This is a genomic window from Novosphingobium sp., assembly GCF_030699305.1.
Taxonomy (GTDB): Bacteria; Pseudomonadota; Alphaproteobacteria; order Sphingomonadales; family Sphingomonadaceae; genus Novosphingobium.
This window is the reverse complement of record NZ_JAUYNB010000017.1, coordinates 153,683-177,653: the sequence shown is the minus strand read 5'-3', so window position 1 is coordinate 177,653 and position 23,971 is coordinate 153,683. Positions and strand designations below refer to the sequence as shown.

Sequence of the window (23,971 nt, the reverse complement as noted above, 5' to 3'; positions counted from 1 at the left end):
TGTCGAGCGAAGTCGAGACACGTGTGCGCAACGGGTCTCGACTTCGCTCGACACGAACGGGTGTGGGTTTACCGATCTGCCCGCCGCATTGCGCATTCGCCTGCCATGCGGATCGCGGCGATGGTCGCGCCTGCGTCGGCTTGCCCGGTCCCGGCAATCCCGAACGCGGTGCCGTGGTCGGGCGAGGTGCGGATGATCGGCAGGCCGAGCGTGACATTTACGCCGCTATCAAAATCGAGCGCTTTCAGCGGGATCAGCGCCTGATCGTGATACATGCACAGCGCTGCATCGAACCCGGCGCGGGCGCGCGGGGCGAACAGGGCGTCGGCGGGGTGGGGGCCGGTGGCGGTGATCCCTTCGGCTTGCAGCGCGGCGATGGCGGGCGCGATGATCCGCGCTTCCTCGTCCCCCATGCGCCCGTCTTCGCCCGCGTGGGGGTTCAACGCGGCGATGGCGAGGCGGGGCTGCGCGATGCCGAAATCGCGCTCCAGCGCGGCAGCAACGATCCGGGCGCGGCGGACGATGAGGTCGGTCGAAAGGCGCCGGGGCACTTCGGCCAAGGCGATGTGAACGGTCAGCGGCACCGTGCGCAGGCTTGGCCCGGCCAGCATCATCACCGCGTCGTCGGCGGCAATCCCGCAGGCAGCAGCGACGAATTCGGTCTGGCCGGGATAGTCGAACCCGACTTCGGCCAGCCGCGCCTTGGCAATCGGCCCGGTGACGAGCGCGGCGGCTTCGCCGTCCACCGCCAGCCGGGCGGCTTCGGTCAGCGAGGCGAGTGCAAACTCCGCGCCTTCGCGGTCCGGCGCGCCGGGGCGGTAATCAATGTCGATCCCGGCCAGAACGGGCAGGGCAACATCGAAACAATCAAGCGCTTCGGCAGGGTGGAAAATCTGCACGACTGGCAGCGACAGCCCGCGCCGCTTGGCCGCTTCGGCCAGCAGGTCCGGCCCGCCAACGGCGAAGAACGGCGGCAGATCGTCAGCGAATCGCCGCGCCCAGGCGGCGGCGATCAGTTCGGGGCCGACGCCCGCCGGATCGCCCAGTGATATGGCCAGTGCGGTGTCGGTCATGGGGTGCCGGTCATTGGGTGGTTGCCTCTGCCGTCTGAAGCCGCTGTTCACGCCAAAAACCGCCGTCATGCTGAACTCGTTTCAGCATCCATCGGGCCGCCGCACGCTGCCGCCGCCCTGCAAGCCCAGCCGGGCCGCCGGGCCTGCATCGCGCGCTCTGTGGGTGCAGCGCGATGGACCCTGAAACAAGTTCAGGGTGACGAAGCGAGGCGGCGGGAAGTGAGGCGGGCCGCACTTCCACCAGCTCAGTTGTAATCGATCACCGCATCGCGGCGCAGATCGCGCAGATAGGTTTGCGCGCGCTTGTTGACGCGTTCGTCTTCCATCTGGGTCTGGACCTGTTCGAAATCCGGGCCGGTATCGGCCTTGGGATCGTCACGCCCGCACAGCATCAGCACGCGCACGCCTTCCTGGATCGAGCCGAACGGCGGGGTGGTTTCCCCCAGGTTCAGGCTGAGCACCAGATTTTGCAGCGGGGTGGGAAGATCGCGCGCCTTGATCTGATCGTTGTTGACGACGTCCGCGCCGAGCGAGGCGGCAACTTCATCGGCATTCGCGCAGCCGCGCGCACCGGCCATCGCGTCGGCAAACGCCTTGGCGCGGGCGGTAGCCTGCGTTTCGGTTACGCCGGGGGCAAAGCCGATGGAAATCTGCTTGAGGCTGAGCAGCGCATCGCGCGGATCGGCGGTCAGCACCTGACGCTTGTCGATCAGCAGCAGGATCGAGAACCCGCCCCGGATTTCAACCGGGCCAACCAGCTGGCCGCTTTGCACGGTGGGCAGCAGGGCATCGAGTTCGGTCGGCAGCACGCCGCGCTTCACCCAGCCCAGATCGCCGCCGGTGGCCGCGGTCGAGGCTTCGGAGAACTGGCGGGCATAGCCCACGAAGCTGCCGCCTTCCTTGAGCTGTTCGACGATCTTCATGGCGTTCTGATAGACCGCATCGCGGGTTTCGCTGGTGGCCGAGAGGAAGATTTCGCCGACCCGGTATTCTTCGGTGCCCTTGGCATCCTGCATCCGTTTCAGCACTTCGCGCACTTCTTCGTCCGAGACGTTGACGAACGGCTGGACGTTGCGGCGCAGCAGGCGGTTCCACGACAGTTCACCGCGAATCTGGCGCTTGAGCGAGGCCGAGGATGATCCGACCTTGGCCAGATAGGCTTCCATCGCCTTGGCATCCTGGCCAAAGTTCTGCTGGGCGATGCGCGCGAAGGTCTGATCGACTTCGCTGTTTTCGACTTCGACCTTCTGCGCCTTGGCTTCCTGAATCTGGAGCGTTTCGTCCATCAGGTTGCGCAGCACCTGCATCTTCAGGCGGGTCAGTTCATCCGGGCTGACTTTCCCGCCGCTGGCGTTGACGATCAGCGCCACGCGCTGGTCAACATCGGTGCCGGTGATGATCTCACCGTTGACGATGACCGTGGCCTTGCGGAGGTTGGGATCGTTCTTGGTGAAGAATTCGGGGTTGTCGGGCAGGACCAGGCCGCCCATCGACCCGCCATCCTGCGCCGTGGCGGCGGCGGTCATGGCGACAGTGCCTGCGGCCAGCGCGGCGGCGGCAACACGGAACGACAGACGGGCCTGAAAACGGGCCGAAGAACGGAACAGCGCGGTGCTTTTCACAGTAACCTAATTCCCAATAACGACCGGAGATTCCGGGCCGGACTTGCCAGGGGCACTGCCGCAAACAGGCTTAACCCAAGCTGAGCATCGCGGCGGATAGCGCGTTTAGACGCCAGTGCCAATGTTGCGCACGCCGCTATCACCTGAACCCAAGGTTCCGCAGCGCGAAATTGATCTGGAACGTATTGCCCTTGCGCGCGTCCCCGGTCGCCACGAAATCGCGCCGCCAGGTGAACGCCAGCTCCAGGCATTCATCCTGATAGGCCACGCCGATGCGCGTGCGCAGCGGCTGGAAGCCGTCGGTCGTGGTCAGCGGGTCTTCGTTCTTGCTGGTCAGGTTGATCACGCCCGATCCGAACAGCGACCAGTAACGGGCAAACGAAACCCGCCCGGCAATGCGCAGTTCCTCACGGTCGATCAGATCCTCGATCCCCGAACCGATATTGCGGTTGAGCCGCAGGTAACCGATTTCGGCGTAAGTGCTTTCGGTCCCGATCGTCGCGTCGAATTCGTTGCGGCGGACCGCGAAGTTATCCTTGTCGAGCCGGAAGCGATGCGTGAGCTTCACGAAGTCGCGGAACCGCACTTCGGTCCGCCCGACTACATCGGACACCCGGTTGGACAGGCCGGTGCCATCGGGCAGCAGGGTGGGGCGGCTGGACAGGCGATACGACTGGCCGATGGTGGTCATGATCCGCCAGCCCGGCCGGTCAAACTGCCAGTCCAGCCCATAAGTAAAGCGCACCCCGTCCTCAACCCGGTCATATCCGGGGAAACGGTTGAGCGCGAACAGGTTGGAATCTTCCAGGTCGATCGCGCGGGCGTCTTCGTTCGGCACCGCCAGGTTGCGCAGCCGGGGGCTGGCGACGACCTGGAACCGCGGGGTCAGCACTTGCGTTCCGCCCGCGAACTCGCCCATCAGCGGCCACTTCACGTCGATCGCCGCCGTGGCCAGGCCGCGCGTTTCCCAGCCCGGATTGCCGCGATAGATCGCCGTTGAGGTGAGCGCGTTCTCATCCGAATGATAGACATCGCCGCGCACCAGCGTGGTCAGCGTCACTTCCTGCCCCAGCGGGGTGATCCGCCGCAGATCCCACCGTGCGCTGGCAAAGGCGCGCTGGGTATCCTGCCCGCTGGTGCGGGTGATCGCCATCGAATTGGCCTGCAATTCGATCTTGCCGCCCAGCAGCCGTTCGCCGATCCGGCGGCGATAATCGATGATCGGCAGCGCCACCGGCACCTGCCCCTGGCTGTCGCCGACCCGCAAGGTCTGGGTCGCCCAGCCGGAGATCGAGAGATACGAGTTTTCGTCGATCCGCTCTGCCTCGATCATCGAGCGCAGCCGGTCATCCCGGCTGATGTCATAGCGGCGCAGGAACGTGCGGTCGGATGCGAACCGGCCCGAAGCCGTGATGCTCCAGTTCGGGTTGAACTGGAACTTGCCGTTGGCGAAGAAATAGCCGCGAAAGTCCTTTTCCGAACCCACGCTGTTGCCCGAAATCGAAATGCGGCTGCTGCGCGTGGCATAGCCGGTCACCTGATAGGCGCCCTTGCCGGTCAAGGCCCGGTACTGCGCCGAAATCATCGGCAGCGCCTCGGTATAGACATAGCCGGTCACCGAAATGTCGCGGTTGGGCGACAGGCGCTGATACCAGGTCTCGGAAAACTCCACGCCGTTGGATGCCGACAGGCGCACGTCGGGGATCAGCAGGCCCGAAATCGGCCGTCCATCGGTGGTCAGCACCAGCCCCGGCAAAGGCAGCAGCCGCGCGCCGAACAGTTCCAGCCGCGCGCCCTTGAAAGTCACCTGCTTTTTGCTGTCGTCATAGATCACGCGCTGGGCGGTGATGCGCCAGCTGGGCTGGCGGGGGCAGCCTTCATCGTCCTCGATCGCGCAGGCGGTATAGACCGCGCGTTCCAGCAGGATCGTGCCGTCCTCGGCGCGCGAACCGCTGGCCGCGGCCAGCCGCCCGCCTTCACGCAGGGCCAGCAGCATGTTCTGCATCGCCCCGGCCTTGAACTCATCGGTCAGTTCGATCTTGTCGGTGAACAGCTGGTTGCCATCCGCATCGACCGACCGGATATTGCCAGTCGCCTCGATCAGGCCGGTTTTCCGGTTCCAGATGATCTGGTCAGCCCGGACGGATTGATCGCCGCGCCGCATCACCACGCTGCCGAAGGCGGTGATGATTTCCGTGTTGCTGTCATAACTGACGCCGTCGGCTTCGAATCCGATGGTTTCACCATCGCTGGCCGTCAGGGCGGCGTCGGCCGGTTCGTCCTGCGCCAGGGCCGCGACCGGCGCGCAGGCCAGCATGATCGCCAGCGCTAGGCCGCCGGTTCGCCAGCTGGATGGGCACAGTTCCGGAAGTGGCAGCAGGGGCTGCGGGTCAGGGAGCATGGCTTGCCTATCGCACCGCCCGCGCCTAACTGCAATCCACGCAAACCACTTGGACCAACACTTCATCGCGGGTGCGGGGCCGGTGGGTCAGTTTCCCATGGGAGCAAGCATGATCATCGAATTTCTCGCCGGACCAATTATCGCCGGAACCAGCCCGGTCGCGCGCATCGTCAACCTTGATGCGCTGCCCGCCGATCTTGACGCGGTGCTGGTCGAAGGCGCGCGCGCCTCGCGCTTTACCGGCAAGACCGGGCAACTGCACGAAGGCTTCGTCGCGCAGGGCGGCGCGGTGGTGCGCATCGCGCTGGCCGGGGCGGGCGATCCCAAGGCCAAGGACCGCAGCGCCGCGCTGGAACGCGCGGGCGCGGCGGTGACGGCAAAGTACCTGACCTCCGGCGTGACCGCGCTGACGCTTGACCTGTCGGGTGCAGGCCTGTCGGCCACCGATGCGGCGGCGGTGCTGCTGGGCGCGCGGCTGCGCGGCTGGCGGCACGATGCCTATCGCACCAAGCTGGCCGACGATCAGAAGCCCAGCCTGACCACGATCCACGTCGCCAACGCCCCCGCCGGGACGGTTGAGGCCTGGGCCATCGAAGCCGCGCTGGCCGAGGGCGTGGAGTTCACCCGTGAACTGGTGACCGAACCGGCCAACGTGATCTATCCCGCCAGCTTCGTCGCCCGCGCGCAGGCGCGCCTTGCCGGAACCGGCGTGGTGATCCGCGTGCTGGGGCAGGCCGAAATGGCCGCGCTGGGCATGGGCGCGCTGCTCGGCGTGGCGCAAGGTTCGGTGCGCGAACCGCAATTGCTGGTGATGGAATGGAAGGGCGGCCCCACTGGCGGCAAGCCCGCCGCCTTCGTCGGCAAGGGCGTGACGTTCGACACCGGCGGCATTTCGCTGAAAGCCCCTGGCGGCATGGAAGACATGAAGTGGGACATGGGCGGCGCAGGCGCGGTTGCGGGCGCGATGCTCGCGCTGGCCAAGCGCGGGGCCAAGGCAAACGTGGTCGGCATCTGCGGGCTGGTGGAAAACATGCCCGATGGCAACGCCCAGCGCCCCGGCGATGTCGTGACTTCGATGTCGGGCCAGACGATCGAGGTTATCAATACCGACGCCGAAGGGCGGCTGGTGCTGTGCGATGCGGTGACCTGGGTGCAGCAGGAATTTGACCCCACGGCGGTAATCGACCTCGCCACGCTGACCGGCGCGATGATCATCTCGCTGGGCAACGAACACGGCGGGCTGTTCTCCAACGATGACAAGCTGGCGGGCAAGCTGCTCGCTTCCGGCACAGCGACGGGCGACAAGCTGTGGCGCTTCCCGATGGGTCCGGCCTACGACAAGCTGATCGACAGCCCGATTGCCGACATGAAGAACGTCGGCCCGCGCGAAGGCGGCTCGATCACGGCGGCGCAGTTCATCCAGCGGTTCGTGAACAAAGGCACGCCCTGGGCGCACCTCGACATTGCGGGCATGGTCTGGGCGGCCAAGCCCGGCGCGACCTGGGACAAGGGTGCAACGGGCTTCGGCGTGCGCGTTCTGGACCGCTTTGTGCGGGACCATCTGGAAGACTGAGGCCCGCCCATGCGCGTGGATTTCTATCAGCTTGGGCAGGGCGGCGCGGAAAGCGCCCTGCCGCTGATCGCGCGCAACACGCTGAAACTGGGCGAACGGCTGCTGGTCGTGTCCGCCGATGACGACCTGACCGCGCGGCTCAGTCAGGCGTTGTGGGCGCTGAAGGACAGCTTTCTGGCGCACGGGCTGGCGGGCGGGCCGCACGATGCCAGCCAGCCGGTGCTGCTGGCCGACCTGCCCGATGCGGCCAACGGCGCGCGCTATATCGCCATGGCCGATGGCCGCTGGCTGGACCAGGCGCTGGAATATGAGCGCGCGTTCCTGTTGTTCGACAACGCCAATATCGATGATGCGCGCGGCGTGTGGCGCACGCTGGGCGGCCATGCCGGGCTGGAGCGCAACTTCTGGCGGCAGGAGGACGGGCGCTGGATCAAGGCTGCATGAATGTTGCAGCGCGGCGCAATCCCCGCTAGGGCGCGCGCCAACAGACCCCTCCCGTAATAGTTCGCAAGGATAATACCATGGCGGTTACCCGCACTTTCTCGATCATCAAGCCCGATGCCACGCGCCGCAACCTGACCGGCGCGGTCACCGCCAAGCTGGAAGAAGCCGGCCTGCGCGTCGTTGCCTCGAAGCGCATCCAGATGACCCAGGAACAGGCCGAAGGTTTTTACGCGGTCCACAAGGAACGCCCCTTCTTCGGTGAACTGGTCAGCTTCATGGTCAGCGGCCCGGTGGTCGTGCAGGTGCTGGAAGGTGAAAACGCCATGCAGCGCAACCGCGACGTGATGGGCGCCACCAACCCCAAGGACGCTGCCCCCGGCACGATCCGTGCGGAATTCGCCGAATCGATCGAAGCCAATTCGGTCCACGGCTCGGACTCGGACGAGAACGCGGCGATCGAAATCGCCTACTTCTTCAAGCCGGAAGAAATCGTCGGCTGAACCATCCGGTTCACCGTTTCAGGAAAGGGCCGTCGGAGCGATCCGGCGGCCCTTTCCTTTTGCGCGCGGTTCGGCCTATCCTGCCGCGCAAAGGAGAGACGCAATGAAAGGCATGGGTGCGGGCGGAGAAGATTGCCCGTTTGAATTCAATTTCGATCCGGCGACGTTCAAGGTCGGCGATACGGTCAGCTACCGGGTGGGTGGCAGTTTCGACGGCTTTCCCTTCGTCGGCACGCTGATCGAAGTGGGCGATGATTTCGTGGTGATCTCACCGGGCGAAAGCGAACCGGACGCCCGCTACAAAGGCACCCGCGAAAGCCGCCCGCTGGTGGATGAGAGCGAGATTTAGCAGGCGCGGCGCTGCCTGGTCTGGGGGGGGCTTGCAACTGTCGCGGTAATTCCTTCCACACATTGCGTCGGAGGTGCCGTTGTCAGTCCGTTGGCGGATTGGCATCTGTCGAGCATGAACGATCTTGAACCCGCAATCCTCGAACAATACCGGCGAGTTTCCGAAAGTTATAACGAGGTCACCCAGTTTCCTCGCCCCTGCTTGAGCGTGGGCGATGTACTCCGCGCCCACTACATGATTGCCAATCACTTCTATCTGGAGGGCGAAGGCATAGGAGGCATCGGCCCCAAGGATATTAATGCGCTGGAATCGACCGTTTGCCGGCAAACCAGCGGATATGGCGGACGGTCCAAGTGGAACGGTCCATTCGAAATATCAGCGACTCTTTTTTTTGGAATTATAAAAAACCACAGCTTTTATGACGCGAATAAGCGCACGGCGTTCCTCTCTATGCTCTACCAGCTTTATAGCGTCGGCTTCTGCCCATCGGTCGGTGAGAAGGAAATTGAAGATTTCACCGTTGAGGTCGCCGAAAACTCTATAGAAAAATATTCCCGCTTCAGGGACTTAAAGAAGTCTGGCGATGAGGATCCGGAGGTCAAATTCATCGCTTACTGGCTGAAGAAGCGTATGCGCCCTATGAACAACGAAAGGCATTCAATTACCTTTCGGGATTTGCAGAGAATCCTGAACCGATACGGCTACTCTCTGGAAAATCCAGATCGCAACTACATTGATATCATGAGGGAAAGAGAGGAGAAAAGGGGCTTCCTTTTCAAAAAGACCGAGTTGGTGAAGTCCAGAGTTGGGCACATCGGCTTTCCGAGATGGGGCGCTGAGGTGCCAAAGGGAACGATCAAGCTAGTACGCTCACTGACAAAGCTCCGGCATGAAGACGGCGTCGATTCAAAAGCTTTTTTTGACGGGCTAGATTCCATGCAATCGCTAATTACAACCTACAACGCGCCATTGCTAAGTCTTGCCCATCGCTAACGTTGCCGCAATTACGGTGACCAATTACGGTGACAGTGCATTAAATTGGCAACTGCGATTGACCCCAAGCTTCGCCGACGAATGGGTTACTGTCTCTGAACTGCTTCCCGCCTCAAAATTCGAACATCGCCGCCAGTTTCGCCGAAGCAACTGCACGCCAGCTGCGCGCCAGCCAGTCGGACACGCCGTCCCAGTCGACGTCCGGCTGGTTCAAGATTACCCCGACCCAGCCTGCCGCGCCGTAATAGGCCGGGCGGAAATAGGCGTGGGGCTGGGTGTCGATCAGGCCGTCGAGTTCGTCCGCGCCGCTGGTCTTGGCCAGCAGGGCGATGTGCGCCGTGCCGTGGTGCTGGTCGTTGAAGTGGGCGAAATACTTGCCCCCCACGCGCCAGCCGGGGGAGCCGTGGCTGGGGCGCTCTTCCGCTTCGGGCAGGGCCAGCGCCAGTTCGCGCACCCGCTCCAGCAGCCAGACGGGATCGCTGCCGCGCGCGACGAGGGCGGAGAGGCAGCGCGAATAGAGCTGGTGTTCCGCGATCAGCACCCGCGCGGCGAGGCTGTCGGCAGTGTCACCGGGCAGGATCGCCACTGCCGTCTGCCCCAGCATGGGGCCGTCATCCAGCTCTGCCGTCACCAGATGCACCGTGCAGCCGCCGTGGCTGTCACCCGCCGCCAGCGCGCGGTCATGGGTGTGGAGGCCGGTGTATTTGGGCAGGAGCGAGGGGTGGATGTTGACCATCCGACCGTCCCAGCCGCTGACGAATTCCGCCGTGAGGATGCGCATATATCCGGCCAGCGCGACATACTGCGCGCCGCTGGCCCGGATCGCGGCGTCCATCGCGGCGTCATGGTCGGCGCGGGCCATGCCCTTGTGCGGCAAGGCGAACGTCGCCACGCCCTCCGCCGCGGCCAGCGCGAGGCCGCCCGCGTCCGGGTTGTTGCTGGCGACCAGCACGATCTCGTAAGGGCAATCCGCCGCGCGGCTGGCATAGAGCAGCGCGGCCATATTGGTGCCGCTGCCTGAAATCAGGACGGCGACTTTTGCCCGATCAGGCCGGGTTTCAGGCAAGATGGATCGCTTCCCAGGCCTCGCGCGCGCTCCACGCCTCGGCGCTGCCCTGCACGGTGCAGCCGCGCGGCCCCGGTTCAATTGCGCCGATCACGTGGACCGTTTCGCCCGCCGCGACCAGATCGGCCTGCACGCTGGCGACATCGTCCGCCGCCACGGCCAGCACCATGCCGATGCCGCAGTTGAAGGTGCGCGCCATTTCGCCCGGCTCGATATGGCCCTGCGCCTGCAGGAACGCCATCAGCCGGGGCTGTTCCCACGCATCGACATCGATCCGGGCGTGCAGGCCCTTGGGCAGGACGCGCGGCACGTTTTCGAGCAGGCCGCCGCCGGTGATGTGCGCCAGCGCGTGGACCCGGCCAGAGCGGATCACCGGCAGCAGGCTTTTTACATAGATCCGGGTCGGCTCGATCAGGTGGTCGATCAGCAGCCGGTCGGCATCGAACAGCGCCGGGCGATCGAGCTTCCAGCCCTTGTCCGCCGCCAGCCGCCGGACCAGCGAATAGCCGTTGGAATGGACCCCCGAACTGGCGAGGCCCAGCAGGACGTCACCCGCCGCGACGCGGTCGCCGGTCAGCTGCTGGCCGCGCTCCACCGCGCCGACGCAGAAGCCCGCCAGGTCATAGTCCCCGGCGGCATACATCCCCGGCATTTCCGCCGTTTCGCCGCCGATCAGCGCGCAGCCCGAAATCTTGCAGCCATCGGCGATCCCCGCAACGACGCGCTCGGCCACGCCGCTGTCGAGCTTGCCGGTGGCGAAATAGTCGAGGAAGAACAGCGGCTCCGCGCCCTGCACGATCAGATCGTTGACGCACATCGCGACCAGATCGATCCCGATTCTGTCGTGACGGTCATGGTCGATCGCCAGCTTGACCTTGGTGCCGACCCCGTCGTTCGCGGCGACCAGCAGCGGATCGGTATAGCCAGCGGCTTTCAGATCGAAGAACCCGCCAAAGCCCCCCAGTTCCGCATCCGCGCCCGACCGCGCGGTGGCTTTCGCCAGCGGCGCTATGGCTTTGACCAGGGCATTACCGGCGGCAATCGACACGCCGGCCTGCTCGTAGCTGTAAGACTTTTCAGACATGTTTGCGCGCCTAACGCTTTCCGGCTTGGATTTCCATCGCCGTTTGGGCAAAAGGCCGACGGTTTTCCCCGATGACACCCATTATGACCCTTTCCGACCTCGGCCGCTGGCGGCCCGGACCCGCCGCCACCCTGCTGGGCGGGCTGGGCGTTGCGCTGGCCGTGGCGCTGGTCGCGATCGGCCCGGCGCGGCTGATCGCGCAGGTCGAGGGGGATCGCGGCATCCTGCCGGTGGCCACGTCCAGCGATGTGGAGATCAGCGGAATTACCGTCAACACCACCGGCAAGACCGGGTGGGAAGCGCGGCTGGCGGGCTGGAAAGTCGCGCAGAAGCAGGCCTGGGCCAAGGCTGGCGGCGCTCCGCTGGCGGACGGGGTGATCGAAAGCATGGTCTCCGCCGTGGTGATCGAGCGCGAACAGATCGGCCCCCGGCGCTATATCGCGACGCTGACCATCGTGTTCGACCGCGCGCGCGCCGGGCAGTATCTGGGCGCGGTAACCACCGGAGTGCGGGCGCGGTCTGCCCCGCTGCTGACGATTCCCGTGCTCTATTCGGGCGGCGTGGCGCAAGTGTTCGAAGTGCGCGGGCCATGGCAGGCGGCGTGGGCGCAGTTTCGCGGCGGCACCAGCCGGATCGATTATGTCCGCCCGAGCGGTGCAGGCGGCGAATCGCTGCTCGTCACGGCCGGCCAGCCCGCCCGGCGCAGCCGGGCCTGGTGGCACACCGTGCTGGACCAGTTCGGCGCGGCGGATGTGATCGTGCCCGAAGCGCGGCTGGAACGGCAGTGGCCCGGCGGCCCGGTGCGCGGCACCTTCACCGCGCGCTACGGCCCGGACCGGACGTTCCTGGAATCCTTCACGCTGACCGCCAATGACGAAGCGGGCGTGCCCCGGATGCTGGCCGATGCCGTGGTCCGGATCGACGCGGCCTATGCCCGCGCGCTGGAGCAAGGGTTGCTCAAGCCCGATCCGACCATCCGTCAGGGTTCCGGCATGGACGCGGGCCTGGTCGCGCTGATCCAGCGGGCGCAAGCGGCAGAGCAGGCCGCCAGGGCCGCTGCCGCCGCGCCGGAGACGGCGGCAACGCCGGGGGCCGAACCGACCGCGACTGCGGCTGCAACCAGCACGTTCACGGTCCAGTTCGCCTCGCCCGATGCCGGGGCGGTCGACGCCGCGCTGGCGGCGGTGCGCGGCGCGCCGGGGGTCCAGGGGGCATCGACCACCAGTCTGGCAATGGGCGGCACTTCGGTGATGCGCGTCAGCTATGCGGGCGATCTGTCCGCGCTCGCGGCGGCGCTGCGGGCGCGCGGGTGGCAGGTTTCGGTCGGCAGCAACGCGCTTTCGATTCGGCGCTAGGATCGGCAGGGTGGGACAGATCGCGCTTCCGCTGACCCCGGGCGGGCCGGGCAGTGTGCCGCGAATCGTGGTCGGCAATGCCAACCGCGCCGCGCTCGAAGCGATGGCCGCGGCCGCCAGCTGGCCGTTCCGCACCGCAATCCTGCTTGGCCCGCCGCGCTGCGGCAAGTCCTTGATCGCCCGCTGGTTCGCCGAATCGGGCGGGGGTGAAGCGATCGACGATGCGGACCGGCTGGACGAGACCGACCTGTTTCACCGCTGGAACCGCGCGCAGGAAAGCGGTGTGCCGCTGCTGCTGGTCAGCGGCGCGGCGGAGGGGGCGTGGCAGGTGCGCCTGCCTGATCTGGCTTCGCGGCTGGGGGCGGCGCTGCATCTGCAAATCGGTGCGCCGGACGATGCGATGCTGGCAGACCTGATCATGCTGCACGCGCAGCAGCGCGGGATCGTGCTCGGCCCGGATGCCTGCGCCTATCTTGTGCCGCGGGCAGAGCGTTCCCACATCGGGGCCGAGCGGCTGGTCGCCGCGATTGACCGGCTCAGTCTGGAACGCAAACAGGCCCCGACGCTGTCGGTCTGGCGCGATGCGCTGGAAGAACTGATGGGGCCGCAGGAGCCGCGGCTGTTTTAGGCCAAGTGGCAGTCGGGGCGGCTTGCGTTCGCGCGGGCTGCATGGGAATAAGGGTGAAGAATGCCGGGACGTCTGTTCAGCTATGTCGACTCGATCGTCGCCCGCGATCCCGCGCCCCGTTCGCGCTGGGAGGTGTTGCTGTATCCCGGCGTCTGGGCGCTGGGCTGGCACAAGATTGCGCACCGCCTGTTCAAGGCCCGGCTGTTCTTTCTGGCGCGGCTGGTGAACCACTTCGCGCGGTTCATGACCTCGATCGACATCCACCCGGGCGCGACCATCGGCAAGAACTTCTTCATCGACCACGGGTTCGTGGTGATCGGCGAAACCGCCGACATCGGCGATAACGTGACGATGTATCAGGGCTCCACGCTGGGCGGCACCAACCCGACCAACGGGATGGGCGGCAAACGCCACCCGACCATCGGCGACGGCGCGATCATCAGTCTGGGCGCGGCGATCCTTGGCCCGATTTACGTCGGCGCGGGCGCGCGCATCGGCGCCAACGCGGTGGTGACCAAGGACGTGCCCGAAGGGGCGACGATGGTGGGCATCCCGGCCAAGCAGATGCTGGTCGAGGTGAAGCCCGAAACGCAGAACTTCGTCCCCTATGGCACGCCGTGTTCAGACCGGTTCGATCCGGCGACGCAAAAGCTGGAACTGCTCCAGTGCGAAATGCTCGTCCTGCAAAAGCGGCTGGCCGAGCTGCTGGATGAACGCGACGCGGTGAAGGCCGAGGCTGCGGCGAAGTCCGCCGCCAAAGCCGCCGCGAAAACCAAGCCCAAGAAGAGCGCTTGAGCGCGGTCGTCACCCCGTTCCCCGGCCACGCGGCCGCCCCGACCCAAGTCGGCTTTGACCGCACGGAACTGCTGCGCATCCTGGACCTCTACGGCCGGATGGTCGCCGCAGGCGAATGGCGCGACTATGCGATGGACTTCACGAAAGACGCCGCGATCTTCTGCGCCTATCGCCGCGCCGCCGAATACCCCCAGATCCGGCTGGAGAAACGCCCCGCCCTGCGGACCAAGCAGGGGATGTGGGTGCTTTACGGCGAAGGCGGGCAAGTCCTGAAACGCGGGCACGACCTCGCCAGCGTGCTCTCCCCGATGGAGCGGCGGCTGGTGAAGCTGGTGGCGGGGTAGGGGCGGGCGTTGGGCTGAATGCCGGATGGTCATTGTCCACGGCATTCGATCCGCTCAACGCCTCACCCCCAAACAAAAACCGCGCGGAACGGGCATTCCCATTCCGCGCGGTTGTGTTTAGCCCGGCAGGGCGGGCTGGATCAGCCGAGGCCGCCGATCTTGGCCAGCGCGGCCATCACCACGCCGGACTGTTCGCCGCCGGACTGCGGCACGATTTCGCCCGTGCGGTCGATGATCTGGTCCCAGTGGGCGGCGATGCCTTCTGGGGTGCGTTCGGCTTCCGGCAGGGCGATGCCCGGCGTCAGGGTGACGTAGGACGCGTGATAGGCGCCTGCGCCTGCGCCGACGATCATGTTGGTGGGGGCGTCTTCGCTGACCAGGAACAGCGCCGCCGGGGCGACGTTTTCAGGCTTCAGCGCGGTGAACAGCGCTTCGGGCATGCCGAGGTCTTCGGTCATGCGGGTGCCGGCGACGGGGGCCAGCGTGTTGACCTTGATGTTGTTCTTCGCGCCTTCGAGGTAGAGCGTCTTGGTCAGGCCAGCCAGGCCCAGCTTGGCCGCGCCATAGTTGGCCTGGCCGAAGTTGCCGAACAGGCCGGTCGACGACGCGGTCATCAGGATGCGGCCATAGTTCTGTTCGCGCATCGTTTCCCACACCGCCTTGGTGCAGTTGGCGCTGCCGATCAGGTGGACGTCCACGACCAGCTTGAAATCGTCCATCGTCATCTTCACGAAGCTCTTGTCGCGCAGGATGCCGGCGTTGTTGATCAGGATGTGGACGCCGCCCCAGGCTTCCCTGGTCTTGGCGACCATTTCGACCATCTGGTCAAAATCGGTCACGCTGCCGCCGTTCGACATCGCTTCGCCGCCCAGCGCCTTGATTTCCTCGACCACTTTGAGCGCGGCGTCGGAGTGGCCGGTGCCATCGCGCGACCCGCCGAGGTCGTTGACCACGACTTTCGCGCCGCGCTTGGCCAGTTCAATCGCATAAGCCCGGCCCAGGCCGCCGCCTGCGCCGGTGACAATCGCGACGCGGTCCTTGAAAGAAATCGTCATATCGTGTGCTCCGCTGCAAAAGGGTTGATCCGGCCTGAAACAGGCTGGAAACGGGGCGTCACTGACACGTTGCCGCGCCCCTTTCAACTGCCGATACTGCCAGCCGCCTTGCCGTAGCGGCAGGCGACGGACGATTGTCAAATATATGTCATAGTGCCGTCTTAAAGGCGACTTCGAATCGTAACACTGCCGCCTGGAGGGGCACACCATGAACCGCACGCTTCGCACTTCGACCATCGCACTGGCCCTGGCCGCAGGATGGGCGATGCCTGTTCACGCGGCGGCAGCCAAGGACAACGCCGTCATGCAGCAGCTGGCCGCGATGCAGGCGCAGCTGGAACAGCTGAACCAGCGCGTCGGCACGCTGGAAGGTGATCTGGCCGCAGCCAAGGCCCGCGCCGAGGCGGCGGAAGCCCAAGTTGCGGTGGCCGTCGCCAAGGCTGAAGCGGCGAAGGTGGCGGTCGCCGCCATTCCCGCCGCGTCGGTCACGGCCAGGCCCGCCACCGACGTAACGTGGGACGGCGCACCGAAGCTGGCGACGAAGGACGGCTGGTCGTTCAAGCCGCGCGGCCGGATGCAGCTGGACGTGGCCGGGGTGGACGCGCCGGACAGCATCATCAGCCGCCAGAAGCTGGGGATCGCCACGGAAATCCGCCGCGCCTACATGGGCTTTGACGGCACGATGCCCGGCGGGTTCGGCTATCGGATCGAGGCAGAGTTCGCCAACGCGGCGGTGGAACTGACCGACATCTACCTGACCTACAAGGTCAACCCCAGGCTGACGGTCACGGTTGGCCAGCACAAGCCGTTCCAGTCGATGGAGGACATGACGTCCGACTTGTTCAGCAGCTTTATGGAGCGTGCCGCGTTCAACAGCGCGTTCGGGTTTGAGCGCCGCGTCGGCGTCAGCGCGACTTATACCGGCAAGCAGGTGCTGGTGCAGGGCGGGGTGTTCACCGACAACGCGCGCGACCTGCTGACCGACAGCGACAACAGCTTCAGTCTGGATGGCCGGGTGGTGTTCATGCCCAAGCTGGCGGGCGGCCAGCTGCACATCGGCGGATCGGGCCATTACCGCGAATTCAACGATCTGGCGAACATTGCGAACTATGCCGCGCGCCCGTTTGTCCACACCACCGACTTGCGGCTGGTCAGCACCGGCAACATCGGGGCATCGGGGGAGCGCGCGTTTGGCGGGGAACTGGCCTATATTCACGGGCGCTTCCACGCGACGGCGGAAAGCAGCTGGATCACGGCGATCCGCCCCGGCCTGACCAACCCCACGTTCAACGGCGGCTATGCCGAAGTCGGCTATCTGCTGACCGATGACGTTACCGCCTACAAGAACGGCGCGTATGACCGGATCCGTCCGAAAACCCCGTTGGGCAAGGGCGGGATCGGCGCGGTGCAGGCCAATCTGCGCTATGACTGGCTGGATTTGAACAGCGGCACGATCCGGGGTGGCCGCCAGCAGATCGCGGGCGCATCGGTGGTCTGGATGCCGACCGATTACACCCGCTTCATCCTGAACTATGGCCACATCTGGCTGAACGATGCTGCCGTGGCTGCGGGGCTGGTCCGCGATTACACGGCGGATTCGATCGGGATGCGCGCCCAGATCGACTTCTAAAGACCAGCCAGGGCCGGGATCAGGGCGTCGAAGTGGTCGATCACCGCATCGGCGCCCAGATCGTGGACCGGCAGGTCGTTGAACCCGAAACTGACCGCGACGCAGGGCAGGCCAGCGGCGCGGGCCGCGTGGGTATCGAACGTGGTATCACCGACATAGGCCGCCGCGCCGCCGCCCGCGCGCGTCACCATCGCGTGCAGGGCATCGGGCGCGGGCTTCAACGGAAAGCCGCCGCCGCCGCCGATCACGCAGGCGAAGCGATCCAGCAGCCCCAGTTCGCCGAGCAGCTTTTCGGCCAGCGGCTGCGGCTTGTTGGTGACCATGGCGATCGCCGCGCCCGCATCGTCCAGCGCATCGAGCATCGCCGCCCCGCCGGGATAGAGCGCGGTGTGGACCGCGATGTTGTCCTCATAGAACGCCAGCAGCGGGGCATAGAGCGCCTCCACGTCCAGCCCTTCGTCCCCGCCGGTCAGCGCCAGCGCGCGGCGCAGCATCAGCCGCGATCCGCCGCCGATCAGGCCGGACACCGCCGCATCCGGCACCGGCGGGCGGTCCACCAGCGACAGCGCATGGTTGACCGCCGCGCCGAGGTCTTTCGAGGTGTCGAGCAAGGTGCCGTCGAGGTCGAACCCGACGATCCGGAAGGGAATTTTTGTCATCGGGTGCGCTCGTGCCGCGCGATTGTGGAATCGGCAAGCATTTGGTGGCATGGCGCTTAACCATGAGCGCTGAAACCGAACTTGCCGTCATCGTCCTTGCCGCGGGCAAGGGCACCCGCATGAAAAGCGACCTGCACAAGGTGCTGCACCCGATCGCGGGCCGCCCGATGCTCGAACACCTGCTCGCCAGCGTGGCGCAGCTCGCCCCGGCGCGGCAGGTCGTGGTGGTCGGCAGCGGGCGCGATCAGCTGGAAGCGACGCTGAAGGGCCGCGCTGCCCTCGCCGTGCAGGACCCGCAGCTGGGCACCGCCCATGCGGTCCAGCAAGCCGAAGGCGCGCTGGCGGGCTTCGCGGGCGATGTGCTGGTGATGTACGGCGACGTGCCGTTCGTGGCGCCGGATACCATGCGCGCGATGCTGGAACGGCTGCACGATACCGACGAACCCGCCGTGGTGGTGCTGGGCTTTGCCCCGGACGACGCGCTGCACTATGGGCGCGTCATCGCAGTGGGCGACCGGATCGTGAAAATGGTCGAATACAAGGACGCCGACCCGGACGAGCGCGCCTGCAACCTCTGCAATTCGGGCCTGATGGCGGTGCGCGCGGGCGATCTGTTCGCGCTGCTGGCGCGGGTCGGCAATGACAACGCGCAGGGCGAATACTACCTGCCTGATGTCGTCAACATCGCGCTGGCCGATGGCCGGGTCTGCGCCGTGGTGACAACCGAAGATCCGGATGAGGTCGCCGGGATCAACAGCCGCGCCGAACTGGCCGAGGCGGAAGCGCGCTGGCAGCAACGCCGCCGCCGCGCCGCGATGGATGACGGCGCCACGCTGACCGCGCCGGAAACGGTGTGGTTCGCGTGGGATACGCAATTGGGCCGTGATGTTCTGGTGGAACCCAACGTGGTGTTCGGCCCCGGCGTGACCGTGGCCGACGGCGTAAAAATCCGAGCGTTCTGCCATCTGGAAGGGGCGACCCTTGCCAGCGGAGTCGAAGTCGGCCCCTATGCTCGCCTGCGCCCCGGCGCGGTGCTGGAAGAACAGGCCAAGGTCGGCAACTTCGTCGAGGTCAAGAAGTCCACCATGGGCAAAGGCGCGAAAGCCAACCACTTGTCCTACATCGGCGATGCCGAAGTCGGGGCGGGGGCCAACATCGGCGCGGGCACGATCACCTGCAATTATGACGGCTACTTCAAGTACAAGACGATCATCGGCGAACGCGCGTTCATCGGCTCAAACTCGTCGCTGGTAGCCCCGGTCAGAATCGGCCCGGACGCGATCGTCGGCGCGGGCAGCGCGGTGACGCGCGATGTCGGCGCGGGCGAACTGCGGATCGTGCGCGCCGACCAGCTGGTCAAACCCGGCTGGGCCGACCGCTTCCATGATGCGATGAAGAAGAAGAAGGCGGAGAAGAAGGGGTAGGGGCATGGCGCTGCCACGGGATTGACATGATATCATGATATGATATCAGTATATCATGCGAACGCTGGTCGATATCCCGGATGAAGACGTCGAAAAGCTCGACGCGCTGGCCAGCCGCAGCAAGCGGTCGCGCGCGGCGGCAATCCGTGAGGCGATCCGGCTTTATCTGGTGCAGCAGGGCGATGATCGCAGCTGGATTGACCGGGGCTATGGCCTGTGGGCAGACCGCGACGACATTGGCGATGCGGTCGAATATCAGCGCGCAATGCGCGAGGACCGCACACCGTACGAAGATATCTGACGCGTGTCGGCGCCCTTTTTCGACACCAACATCCTGATCGACTGGCTTACGCGCCGGCCGCAGGCTTATGCCGAAATCTCGCGTTACGGCGCGCATCGGATCAGCCGCATCGTCTGGACTGAAATCCTGGCGGGCGAGCCGCTGGAGGCGCGCCCGGCAGTGCAGGAGGCCTTGTCGCACTTTGAAGTCGTGGAAATCGACCAGCGCATCGCCGCCGCTGCCGCCGATATCCGGTTCCGTCAGAAAATGAAGCTGATGGACGCCTATATCCTGGCCACCGCGCAAGTGAACGGTGCGATCCTCATTACACGAAATACAAAGGATTTTCCGGCAGAGATGCCGGGTATCCGCGTTCCTTATACTCTTTGACGAAGGCAGCAGCAGGCCATGTGTGGAATTATCGGCATCGTCGGCAAGGAAGAAGTCGCGGACCGGCTGGTCGATGGGCTGCGGCGGATGGAGTATCGCGGCTATGACAGCGCGGGCGTCTGCACGGTCCATAACGGCCAGCTGATCCGCCGCCGCGCGCCGGGCAAGCTGATCGGGCTGGTGCGTGAACTGGCGCGCGATCCCGCGCCCGGCACCACCGGGATTGCCCACACCCGCTGGGCCACCCACGGCGCGCCGACCGCCGCCAACGCGCACCCCCACGCGACCGAGCAGCTGGCGCTGGTCCACAACGGGATCATCGAGAACTTTCGCCAGCTGAAGGAAGCGTTGCAGGCGCGCGGGCACAAGTTTGAAAGCGACACCGATACCGAAGTGGTCGCCCACCTGATTTCCGAACAGGTCGATGCGGGCAAGACCCCGGCCGAGGCCGTGCAGGCGGCGCTGCCGCAATTGCGCGGCGCGTTCGCGCTGGCGATCGCGTTCCGCCAGTATCCCGACATGCTGATCGGCGCGCGGCTCGGCTCGCCGCTGGTGCTGGGATTCGGCGACGGGGAAACCTATCTGGGATCGGACGCGCTGGCGCTGGCCCCGCTGACCCAGCAGATTACCTATCTGGATGAAGGCGACTGGGTGATCGTGACGCGCGAGGGCGCGCAGATCTTTGACAAGGACAACCAGCCGGTCACCCGCGAAGTCACCACATCGGGCGCATCGGCTGCGGCGATCGAGAAGGGCAATTACCGCCACTTCATGCAGAAGGAAATCTTCGAGCAGCCGACCGTGGTGGCGCAGACCCTGAAAAGCTATATTCGCCAGCTCGATCAATCGATTGCCCTGCCGCAGTTCGATTTCGATCTGAGCCAGATCAGCCGCGTGACGATCGTGGCCTGCGGGACCAGCTTCTATGCCGGGATGGTCGCGAAATACTGGCTGGAACAGTTTGCGCGCCTGCCGGTCGACATCGATGTGGCGAGCGAGTTTCGCTACCGCGATCCGGTGCTGGAGCCGGGCGGCCTCGCGCTGTTCATCAGCCAGTCGGGCGAAACCGCCGATACGCTGGCCGCGCTGCGCCATTGCAAGGCGGCGGGGCAGACCATCGCGGTGGTGGTCAACGTGCCGACCAGCTCGATGGCGCGCGAGGCGGACCTGCTGCTGCCGACCCACGCCGGGCCGGAAATCGGCGTCGCCAGCACCAAGGCCTTCACCTGCCAGCTGGCCGTGCTGGCCGCGTTTGCGGCGAACATGGCGGTGAAGCGCGGGCGGATGGACCGGGCAGAGGAGATGGAAATCGTCACCCAGCTGCTCGAAACGCCCGCCACGCTGAACGCGGCGCTGGCCCACGATGACGAGATCGCGGCGATTGCGCCGTTGATCGCTCCGGCGCGCGACGTGCTCTATCTGGGGCGCGGGCAGGATTATCCGCTGGCGCTGGAAGGCGCGCTGAAGCTGAAGGAAATCAGCTATATCCACGCCGAAGGCTATGCCGCCGGGGAAATGAAGCACGGCCCGATTGCCTTGATCGATGAAGCCGTGCCGGTGATCGTGCTGGCCCCCAGCGGCCCGCTGTTTGAAAAGACCGTGTCCAACATGCAGGAAGTGCGCGCGCGCGGCGGCAAGATCGTGCTGATTTCCGACCGCGCCGGGCTGGATGAAGCGGGCGAGGGCTGCCTGGCGACGATTGAAATGCCACGCGTTCACCCGCTGATCGCGCCGCTGATCTATGCCGTCCCGGTGCAACTGCTGGCCTATCACGTGGCCTGCGTGAAAGGCACCGATGTCGATCAGCCGCGCAATCTGGCGAAATCGGTGACGGTCGAGTAGCGTCAAGGCGCAATTGCGGGACAAGCTTTACGCGGTGATAAGGTTTGCGCGCGTAAAAGGCGCGGGTGACACACAACCAGCCCACTTCCGCGGCGCTTCCGCGCAACCTGCCGGTCATGGCGGTGCTTGGCCTGAACGATTCGGGCGACGCCGACTGGGTTCGCCTGCGCGGCTTGCAATATTCCAGCCTGTCGAACGTTACCAGGCTGCGGGTCATGGCGCATGCCATCGCCGCTGCGGGCGTCTTGCGGCTCTATTACGATACGATTTCAGTGTTCATCGTGCTGGGCTGGATGATCGCGTTGGGGGTCAGCCTGTACTATTCGGCCCTGACCGACCGGTCGCTGGCGGATGCCGACAAACGGCGGTTGTCGCGCGATGAAGTGAAGCAGCAGACGCTGCTTTCGATCTCGACCGCGCTGATCTGGATCGTGCCGATCGCTGCATTCGGACCATTTGGCGATTCGTCGCGAATGCTGGAATTGTGGGCGGTCACCGCGATGCTGATGACCGCCACGGCCGTGCTGATGCCGGCCGTGCCGCTGGGCAACCTGATCTTCGCCGGGGTGGTGGCGGTCGGTTCGCTGGTCAGCTTCGTGTTCATGGGCAGCTATGACATGGCGGTCATTTCGGTGCTTTTCGGCACGGTTGTCGCGCTGGGGGCGATCGAAAATGCCCGCTCGTTCCTGACCGCGCGCGTGGCCGAATCGGCCATGGCGGAAAAAAGCGAGGTCGTCTCGCTGCTGCTGCGCGAGTTCGAGGAGGGTGAGGCCGACTGGCTGTGGCAGATCGATACCTCGCGGCGCTGCCGCTCGGTCAGCCCGCGCTTTGCGTTTGCGCTGGGACTGTCGCCGGACGAGATTGACGGCAAACCGTTCATCCAGATGATCGCCGGGCCAGCCTGGGAAACGGGCCAGTTCCCGTCCAGCCTGCACGATCTGGCGGAACGGCTTAAGCGCCGCGAGAATTTCTCCAACCTGCTGGTGCGGGTCACGATCAACGGCCAGCAGCGCTGGTGGGAACTGTCCGGCACGCCCAAACTGGGCGAAAATGGGGTGTTCGACGGGTTCCGCGGGGTCGGCTCCGACGTGACCGAGCAGCGCGAAAGTTCCGACAAGATCGCGCACATGGCGCGCTATGACACGCTGACCGGCCTGCCGAACCGGATGATGGTGACCGAAGCGCTGGGTGATGCCCTGCGCTATGCCGCGCAGTGGCGCACCCGCTGCGCGTTCCTGATGATCGATCTCGACCGGTTCAAGTCGGTCAACGATACCCTGGGCCACCTGGTCGGCGATCAGTTGCTGGCGCGCGTGTCGGAACGGCTGAAGGGCCTGATTACCGACAACGAGCTGTGCGGACGCCTTGGCGGCGATGAATTTGCCATCGTGGTGCGCGACGCATCGGACCACACTCGCGTTACGCGCGTGGCGCAGGCGGTGATCGAGCTGCTGTCGCGCCCGTATGAGGTGGATCACCACACGCTGTATATCGGTGCCAGCGTCGGTTCCGCGATTGGCCCGCGCGATGGGAACACGGTGGAAACGCTGATGCGCAACGCCGATCTGGCGCTCTACCGGTCCAAGGAAGAGGGCGGCGGCCAGCACTTCAACTACGAACCCTCGCTCCACGCCCATGCAGAAGAACGCCGCAAGCTGGAATTCTCGCTCCGCCGCGCGCTGGAACGCAACGAATTCGTGCTGAATTATCAGCCGGTGGTCGATGCCAAGGACGAAACCATCGTCAGCTTCGAAGCATTGCTGCGCTGGCACAGCGAGGAGCATGGCTTTGTCAGCCCGGCCAAGTTCATTCCGCTGGCCGAGGATACCCGCCTGATCGTGCCGATCGGCGAATGGGTGCTGCGCGAAGCCTGCCGCGAGGCGATCAACTGGCCGTCCAACGTCAAGGTGGCGGTCAACGTGTCGGGCGAGCAATTGCTGGAACAGAACTTCATCGCCACGGTCGTGGGCGCGCTGTCGTCTACCGGGCTGCCCGCCCAGCGGCTGGAAATCGAAGTCACCGAAAGCATCTTCGTGCGCGATTCGTCGGCGGCGCGCGGCGTGCTGGAACAGATCATGGCGCTGGGCTGCGGGATCGCGCTCGACGATTTCGGGACCGGCTATTCCTCGCTCGCCTATATCCGCAACTTGCGGTTTTCGACCATCAAGGTCGACCGCAGCTTTGTGCAGGGCGCGGCCGCCGACAATCCGGAAAGCCTGGCGATCATCCGCGCCGTGGTGGCGATGGCGGAAAGCCTGGAAATGTCGACCACGGCCGAAGGCGTCGAAACCGAACGCGAACTGGCGATCATCCGGGGCCTGGGCTGCCGCAAGATCCAGGGCTATTACTTCGGCCGCCCGATGCCCGCCGCCGATGCGCGCAGCCTGTTCAATCGCCCGCAGTTGCAGCGCGCGAACAGCTGACAAATACATAAATCGCCCCTCCCCAGCGGGGCGGGGTTGGG

At 65.6% G+C, this 23,971-nt stretch carries 22 protein-coding genes; 15 read left to right on the top strand and 7 right to left on the bottom strand.

From position 1 onward, the window contains the following. Window positions 1-68: 68 nt before the first annotated feature. From pdxA to Q8Q53_RS08565, 3 genes are all read right to left on the bottom strand, one after another. On the bottom strand, window positions 69-1,073 hold the full coding sequence (gene pdxA / locus Q8Q53_RS08575) for a 4-hydroxythreonine-4-phosphate dehydrogenase PdxA (protein WP_305701346.1): 1,005 nt from the start codon (window positions 1,071-1,073) through the stop codon (window positions 69-71). 245 nt (window positions 1,074-1,318) lie between these two features. After that, complete coding sequence (locus Q8Q53_RS08570) at window positions 1,319-2,695, bottom strand: peptidylprolyl isomerase (protein ID WP_371136532.1); 1,377 nt, start codon at window positions 2,693-2,695, stop codon at window positions 1,319-1,321. Between the two features lie 139 nt (window positions 2,696-2,834). After that, on the bottom strand, window positions 2,835-5,096 hold the full coding sequence (locus tag Q8Q53_RS08565) for an LPS-assembly protein LptD (protein ID WP_305701345.1): 2,262 nt from the start codon (window positions 5,094-5,096) through the stop codon (window positions 2,835-2,837). Between the two features lie 109 nt (window positions 5,097-5,205). Between Q8Q53_RS08565 and Q8Q53_RS08560 the strand changes: the two genes are divergently transcribed. The 5 genes from Q8Q53_RS08560 to Q8Q53_RS08540 all read left to right on the top strand — a co-directional run bounded on the left by Q8Q53_RS08560 (window position 5,206) and on the right by Q8Q53_RS08540 (window position 8,955). Further along, complete coding sequence (locus Q8Q53_RS08560) at window positions 5,206-6,669, top strand: leucyl aminopeptidase (RefSeq protein WP_305701344.1); 1,464 nt, start codon at window positions 5,206-5,208, stop codon at window positions 6,667-6,669. Between the two features lie 9 nt (window positions 6,670-6,678). Beyond that, a complete protein-coding gene (locus Q8Q53_RS08555) occupies window positions 6,679-7,113 on the top strand; it encodes a DNA polymerase III subunit chi (protein ID WP_305701343.1) in 435 nt (144 codons plus the stop codon). A gap of 77 nt (window positions 7,114-7,190) precedes the next feature. Then, on the top strand, window positions 7,191-7,613 hold the full coding sequence (gene ndk / locus Q8Q53_RS08550; protein WP_305701342.1) for a nucleoside-diphosphate kinase: 423 nt from the start codon (window positions 7,191-7,193) through the stop codon (window positions 7,611-7,613). Window positions 7,614-7,716: 103 nt separating this feature from the next. Beyond that, entirely contained in the window at window positions 7,717-7,962 is a 246-nt protein-coding gene (locus tag Q8Q53_RS08545; RefSeq protein ID WP_305701341.1) for a hypothetical protein, read from the top strand. 114 nt (window positions 7,963-8,076) lie between these two features. Then, window positions 8,077-8,955, top strand: a complete 879-nt coding sequence (locus Q8Q53_RS08540) for a type II toxin-antitoxin system death-on-curing family toxin (protein ID WP_305701340.1) — start codon at window positions 8,077-8,079, stop codon at window positions 8,953-8,955. A 112-nt stretch (window positions 8,956-9,067) separates the two neighbouring features. Here the strand turns inward: Q8Q53_RS08540 and purN are convergent, their stop codons facing one another. Further along, the gene (gene purN, locus Q8Q53_RS08535; protein WP_371136533.1) at window positions 9,068-9,958 is read right to left on the bottom strand and encodes a phosphoribosylglycinamide formyltransferase; all 891 of its coding nucleotides are present in this window, start codon (window positions 9,956-9,958) and stop codon (window positions 9,068-9,070) included. A 55-nt stretch (window positions 9,959-10,013) separates the two neighbouring features. Continuing rightward, window positions 10,014-11,105, bottom strand: a complete 1,092-nt coding sequence (gene purM / locus Q8Q53_RS08530; protein ID WP_305701338.1) for a phosphoribosylformylglycinamidine cyclo-ligase — start codon at window positions 11,103-11,105, stop codon at window positions 10,014-10,016. 83 nt (window positions 11,106-11,188) lie between these two features. On the opposite strand from purM, the gene Q8Q53_RS08525 reads away from it, so the two are divergent. From Q8Q53_RS08525 to Q8Q53_RS08510, 4 genes are read left to right on the top strand one after another with little or no spacing between them, the layout of a single operon-like run. Continuing rightward, the gene (locus Q8Q53_RS08525) at window positions 11,189-12,460 is read left to right on the top strand and encodes a heavy-metal-associated domain-containing protein (protein ID WP_305701337.1); all 1,272 of its coding nucleotides are present in this window, start codon (window positions 11,189-11,191) and stop codon (window positions 12,458-12,460) included. Window positions 12,461-12,470: 10 nt separating this feature from the next. Next, entirely contained in the window at window positions 12,471-13,088 is a 618-nt protein-coding gene (locus Q8Q53_RS08520; protein WP_305701336.1) for an ATPase, read from the top strand. Window positions 13,089-13,148: 60 nt separating this feature from the next. Beyond that, window positions 13,149-13,883 carry a serine O-acetyltransferase EpsC gene (gene epsC / locus Q8Q53_RS08515; protein WP_305701335.1) on the top strand — a complete coding sequence of 245 codons (735 nt, stop codon included), beginning with the start codon at window positions 13,149-13,151 and terminating at the stop codon, window positions 13,881-13,883. After that, window positions 13,880-14,227 carry a DUF2794 domain-containing protein gene (locus tag Q8Q53_RS08510; RefSeq protein ID WP_305701334.1) on the top strand — a complete coding sequence of 116 codons (348 nt, stop codon included), beginning with the start codon at window positions 13,880-13,882 and terminating at the stop codon, window positions 14,225-14,227. Before epsC ends, Q8Q53_RS08510 begins: the two co-directional genes overlap by 4 nt. A 140-nt stretch (window positions 14,228-14,367) precedes the next feature. Here Q8Q53_RS08510 and Q8Q53_RS08505 read toward each other — a convergent pair whose 3' ends face one another. Continuing rightward, the gene (locus tag Q8Q53_RS08505; protein ID WP_305701333.1) at window positions 14,368-15,282 is read right to left on the bottom strand and encodes an SDR family NAD(P)-dependent oxidoreductase; all 915 of its coding nucleotides are present in this window, start codon (window positions 15,280-15,282) and stop codon (window positions 14,368-14,370) included. Between the two features lie 208 nt (window positions 15,283-15,490). On the opposite strand from Q8Q53_RS08505, the gene Q8Q53_RS08500 reads away from it, so the two are divergent. Next, window positions 15,491-16,912 (top strand): OprO/OprP family phosphate-selective porin, encoded by a 1,422-nt coding sequence (locus tag Q8Q53_RS08500; RefSeq protein WP_305701332.1) that lies wholly within the window; start codon window positions 15,491-15,493, stop codon window positions 16,910-16,912. Here Q8Q53_RS08500 and Q8Q53_RS08495 read toward each other — a convergent pair. Then, the gene (locus Q8Q53_RS08495) at window positions 16,909-17,571 is read right to left on the bottom strand and encodes an HAD-IA family hydrolase (RefSeq protein ID WP_305701331.1); all 663 of its coding nucleotides are present in this window, start codon (window positions 17,569-17,571) and stop codon (window positions 16,909-16,911) included. The genes Q8Q53_RS08500 and Q8Q53_RS08495 overlap by 4 nt on opposite strands. Window positions 17,572-17,633: 62 nt before the next feature. On the opposite strand from Q8Q53_RS08495, the gene glmU reads away from it, so the two are divergent. The 5 genes from glmU to Q8Q53_RS08470 all read left to right on the top strand — a co-directional run bounded on the left by glmU (window position 17,634) and on the right by Q8Q53_RS08470 (window position 23,930). After that, complete coding sequence (gene glmU / locus Q8Q53_RS08490; RefSeq protein ID WP_305701330.1) at window positions 17,634-18,995, top strand: bifunctional UDP-N-acetylglucosamine diphosphorylase/glucosamine-1-phosphate N-acetyltransferase GlmU; 1,362 nt, start codon at window positions 17,634-17,636, stop codon at window positions 18,993-18,995. Window positions 18,996-19,050: 55 nt separating this feature from the next. Beyond that, complete coding sequence (locus tag Q8Q53_RS08485; protein WP_305701329.1) at window positions 19,051-19,296, top strand: CopG family transcriptional regulator; 246 nt, start codon at window positions 19,051-19,053, stop codon at window positions 19,294-19,296. Between the two features lie 3 nt (window positions 19,297-19,299). Continuing rightward, the gene (locus Q8Q53_RS08480; RefSeq protein ID WP_305701328.1) at window positions 19,300-19,665 is read left to right on the top strand and encodes a type II toxin-antitoxin system VapC family toxin; all 366 of its coding nucleotides are present in this window, start codon (window positions 19,300-19,302) and stop codon (window positions 19,663-19,665) included. Between the two features lie 18 nt (window positions 19,666-19,683). Next, window positions 19,684-21,507, top strand: coding sequence for a glutamine--fructose-6-phosphate transaminase (isomerizing) (gene glmS / locus Q8Q53_RS08475; protein ID WP_305701327.1), 1,824 nt, complete (start codon window positions 19,684-19,686; stop codon window positions 21,505-21,507). 116 nt (window positions 21,508-21,623) lie between these two features. Next, window positions 21,624-23,930 carry a bifunctional diguanylate cyclase/phosphodiesterase gene (locus tag Q8Q53_RS08470; RefSeq protein ID WP_305701350.1) on the top strand — a complete coding sequence of 769 codons (2,307 nt, stop codon included), beginning with the start codon at window positions 21,624-21,626 and terminating at the stop codon, window positions 23,928-23,930. Window positions 23,931-23,971 lie beyond the last annotated feature (41 nt).

Excerpts from the sequence above, each read along its gene's own strand:
- pdxA (WP_305701346.1), bottom strand. The coding sequence starts at position 1,073 with ATGACCGACACCGCACTGGCCATATCACTGGGCGATCCGGCGGGCGTC.
- Q8Q53_RS08565 (WP_305701345.1), bottom strand. The coding sequence starts at position 5,096 with ATGCTCCCTGACCCGCAGCCCCTGCTGCCACTTCCGGAACTGTGCCCA.
- Q8Q53_RS08560 (WP_305701344.1), top strand. The coding sequence starts at position 5,206 with ATGATCATCGAATTTCTCGCCGGACCAATTATCGCCGGAACCAGCCCG.
- Q8Q53_RS08555 (WP_305701343.1), top strand. The coding sequence starts at position 6,679 with ATGCGCGTGGATTTCTATCAGCTTGGGCAGGGCGGCGCGGAAAGCGCC.
- ndk (WP_305701342.1), top strand. The coding sequence starts at position 7,191 with ATGGCGGTTACCCGCACTTTCTCGATCATCAAGCCCGATGCCACGCGC.
- Q8Q53_RS08545 (WP_305701341.1), top strand. The coding sequence starts at position 7,717 with ATGAAAGGCATGGGTGCGGGCGGAGAAGATTGCCCGTTTGAATTCAAT.
- Q8Q53_RS08540 (WP_305701340.1), top strand. The coding sequence starts at position 8,077 with ATGAACGATCTTGAACCCGCAATCCTCGAACAATACCGGCGAGTTTCC.
- purN (WP_371136533.1), bottom strand. The coding sequence starts at position 9,958 with ATGGCCGCGCTGCTCTATGCCAGCCGCGCGGCGGATTGCCCTTACGAG.
- purM (WP_305701338.1), bottom strand. The coding sequence starts at position 11,105 with ATGTCTGAAAAGTCTTACAGCTACGAGCAGGCCGGCGTGTCGATTGCC.
- Q8Q53_RS08525 (WP_305701337.1), top strand. The coding sequence starts at position 11,189 with ATGACCCTTTCCGACCTCGGCCGCTGGCGGCCCGGACCCGCCGCCACC.
- epsC (WP_305701335.1), top strand. The coding sequence starts at position 13,149 with ATGCCGGGACGTCTGTTCAGCTATGTCGACTCGATCGTCGCCCGCGAT.
- Q8Q53_RS08505 (WP_305701333.1), bottom strand. The coding sequence starts at position 15,282 with ATGACGATTTCTTTCAAGGACCGCGTCGCGATTGTCACCGGCGCAGGC.
- Q8Q53_RS08500 (WP_305701332.1), top strand. The coding sequence starts at position 15,491 with ATGAACCGCACGCTTCGCACTTCGACCATCGCACTGGCCCTGGCCGCA.
- Q8Q53_RS08495 (WP_305701331.1), bottom strand. The coding sequence starts at position 17,571 with ATGACAAAAATTCCCTTCCGGATCGTCGGGTTCGACCTCGACGGCACC.
- glmU (WP_305701330.1), top strand. The coding sequence starts at position 17,634 with ATGAGCGCTGAAACCGAACTTGCCGTCATCGTCCTTGCCGCGGGCAAG.
- Q8Q53_RS08485 (WP_305701329.1), top strand. The coding sequence starts at position 19,051 with ATGCGAACGCTGGTCGATATCCCGGATGAAGACGTCGAAAAGCTCGAC.
- glmS (WP_305701327.1), top strand. The coding sequence starts at position 19,684 with ATGTGTGGAATTATCGGCATCGTCGGCAAGGAAGAAGTCGCGGACCGG.
- Q8Q53_RS08470 (WP_305701350.1), top strand. The coding sequence starts at position 21,624 with ATGGCGGTGCTTGGCCTGAACGATTCGGGCGACGCCGACTGGGTTCGC.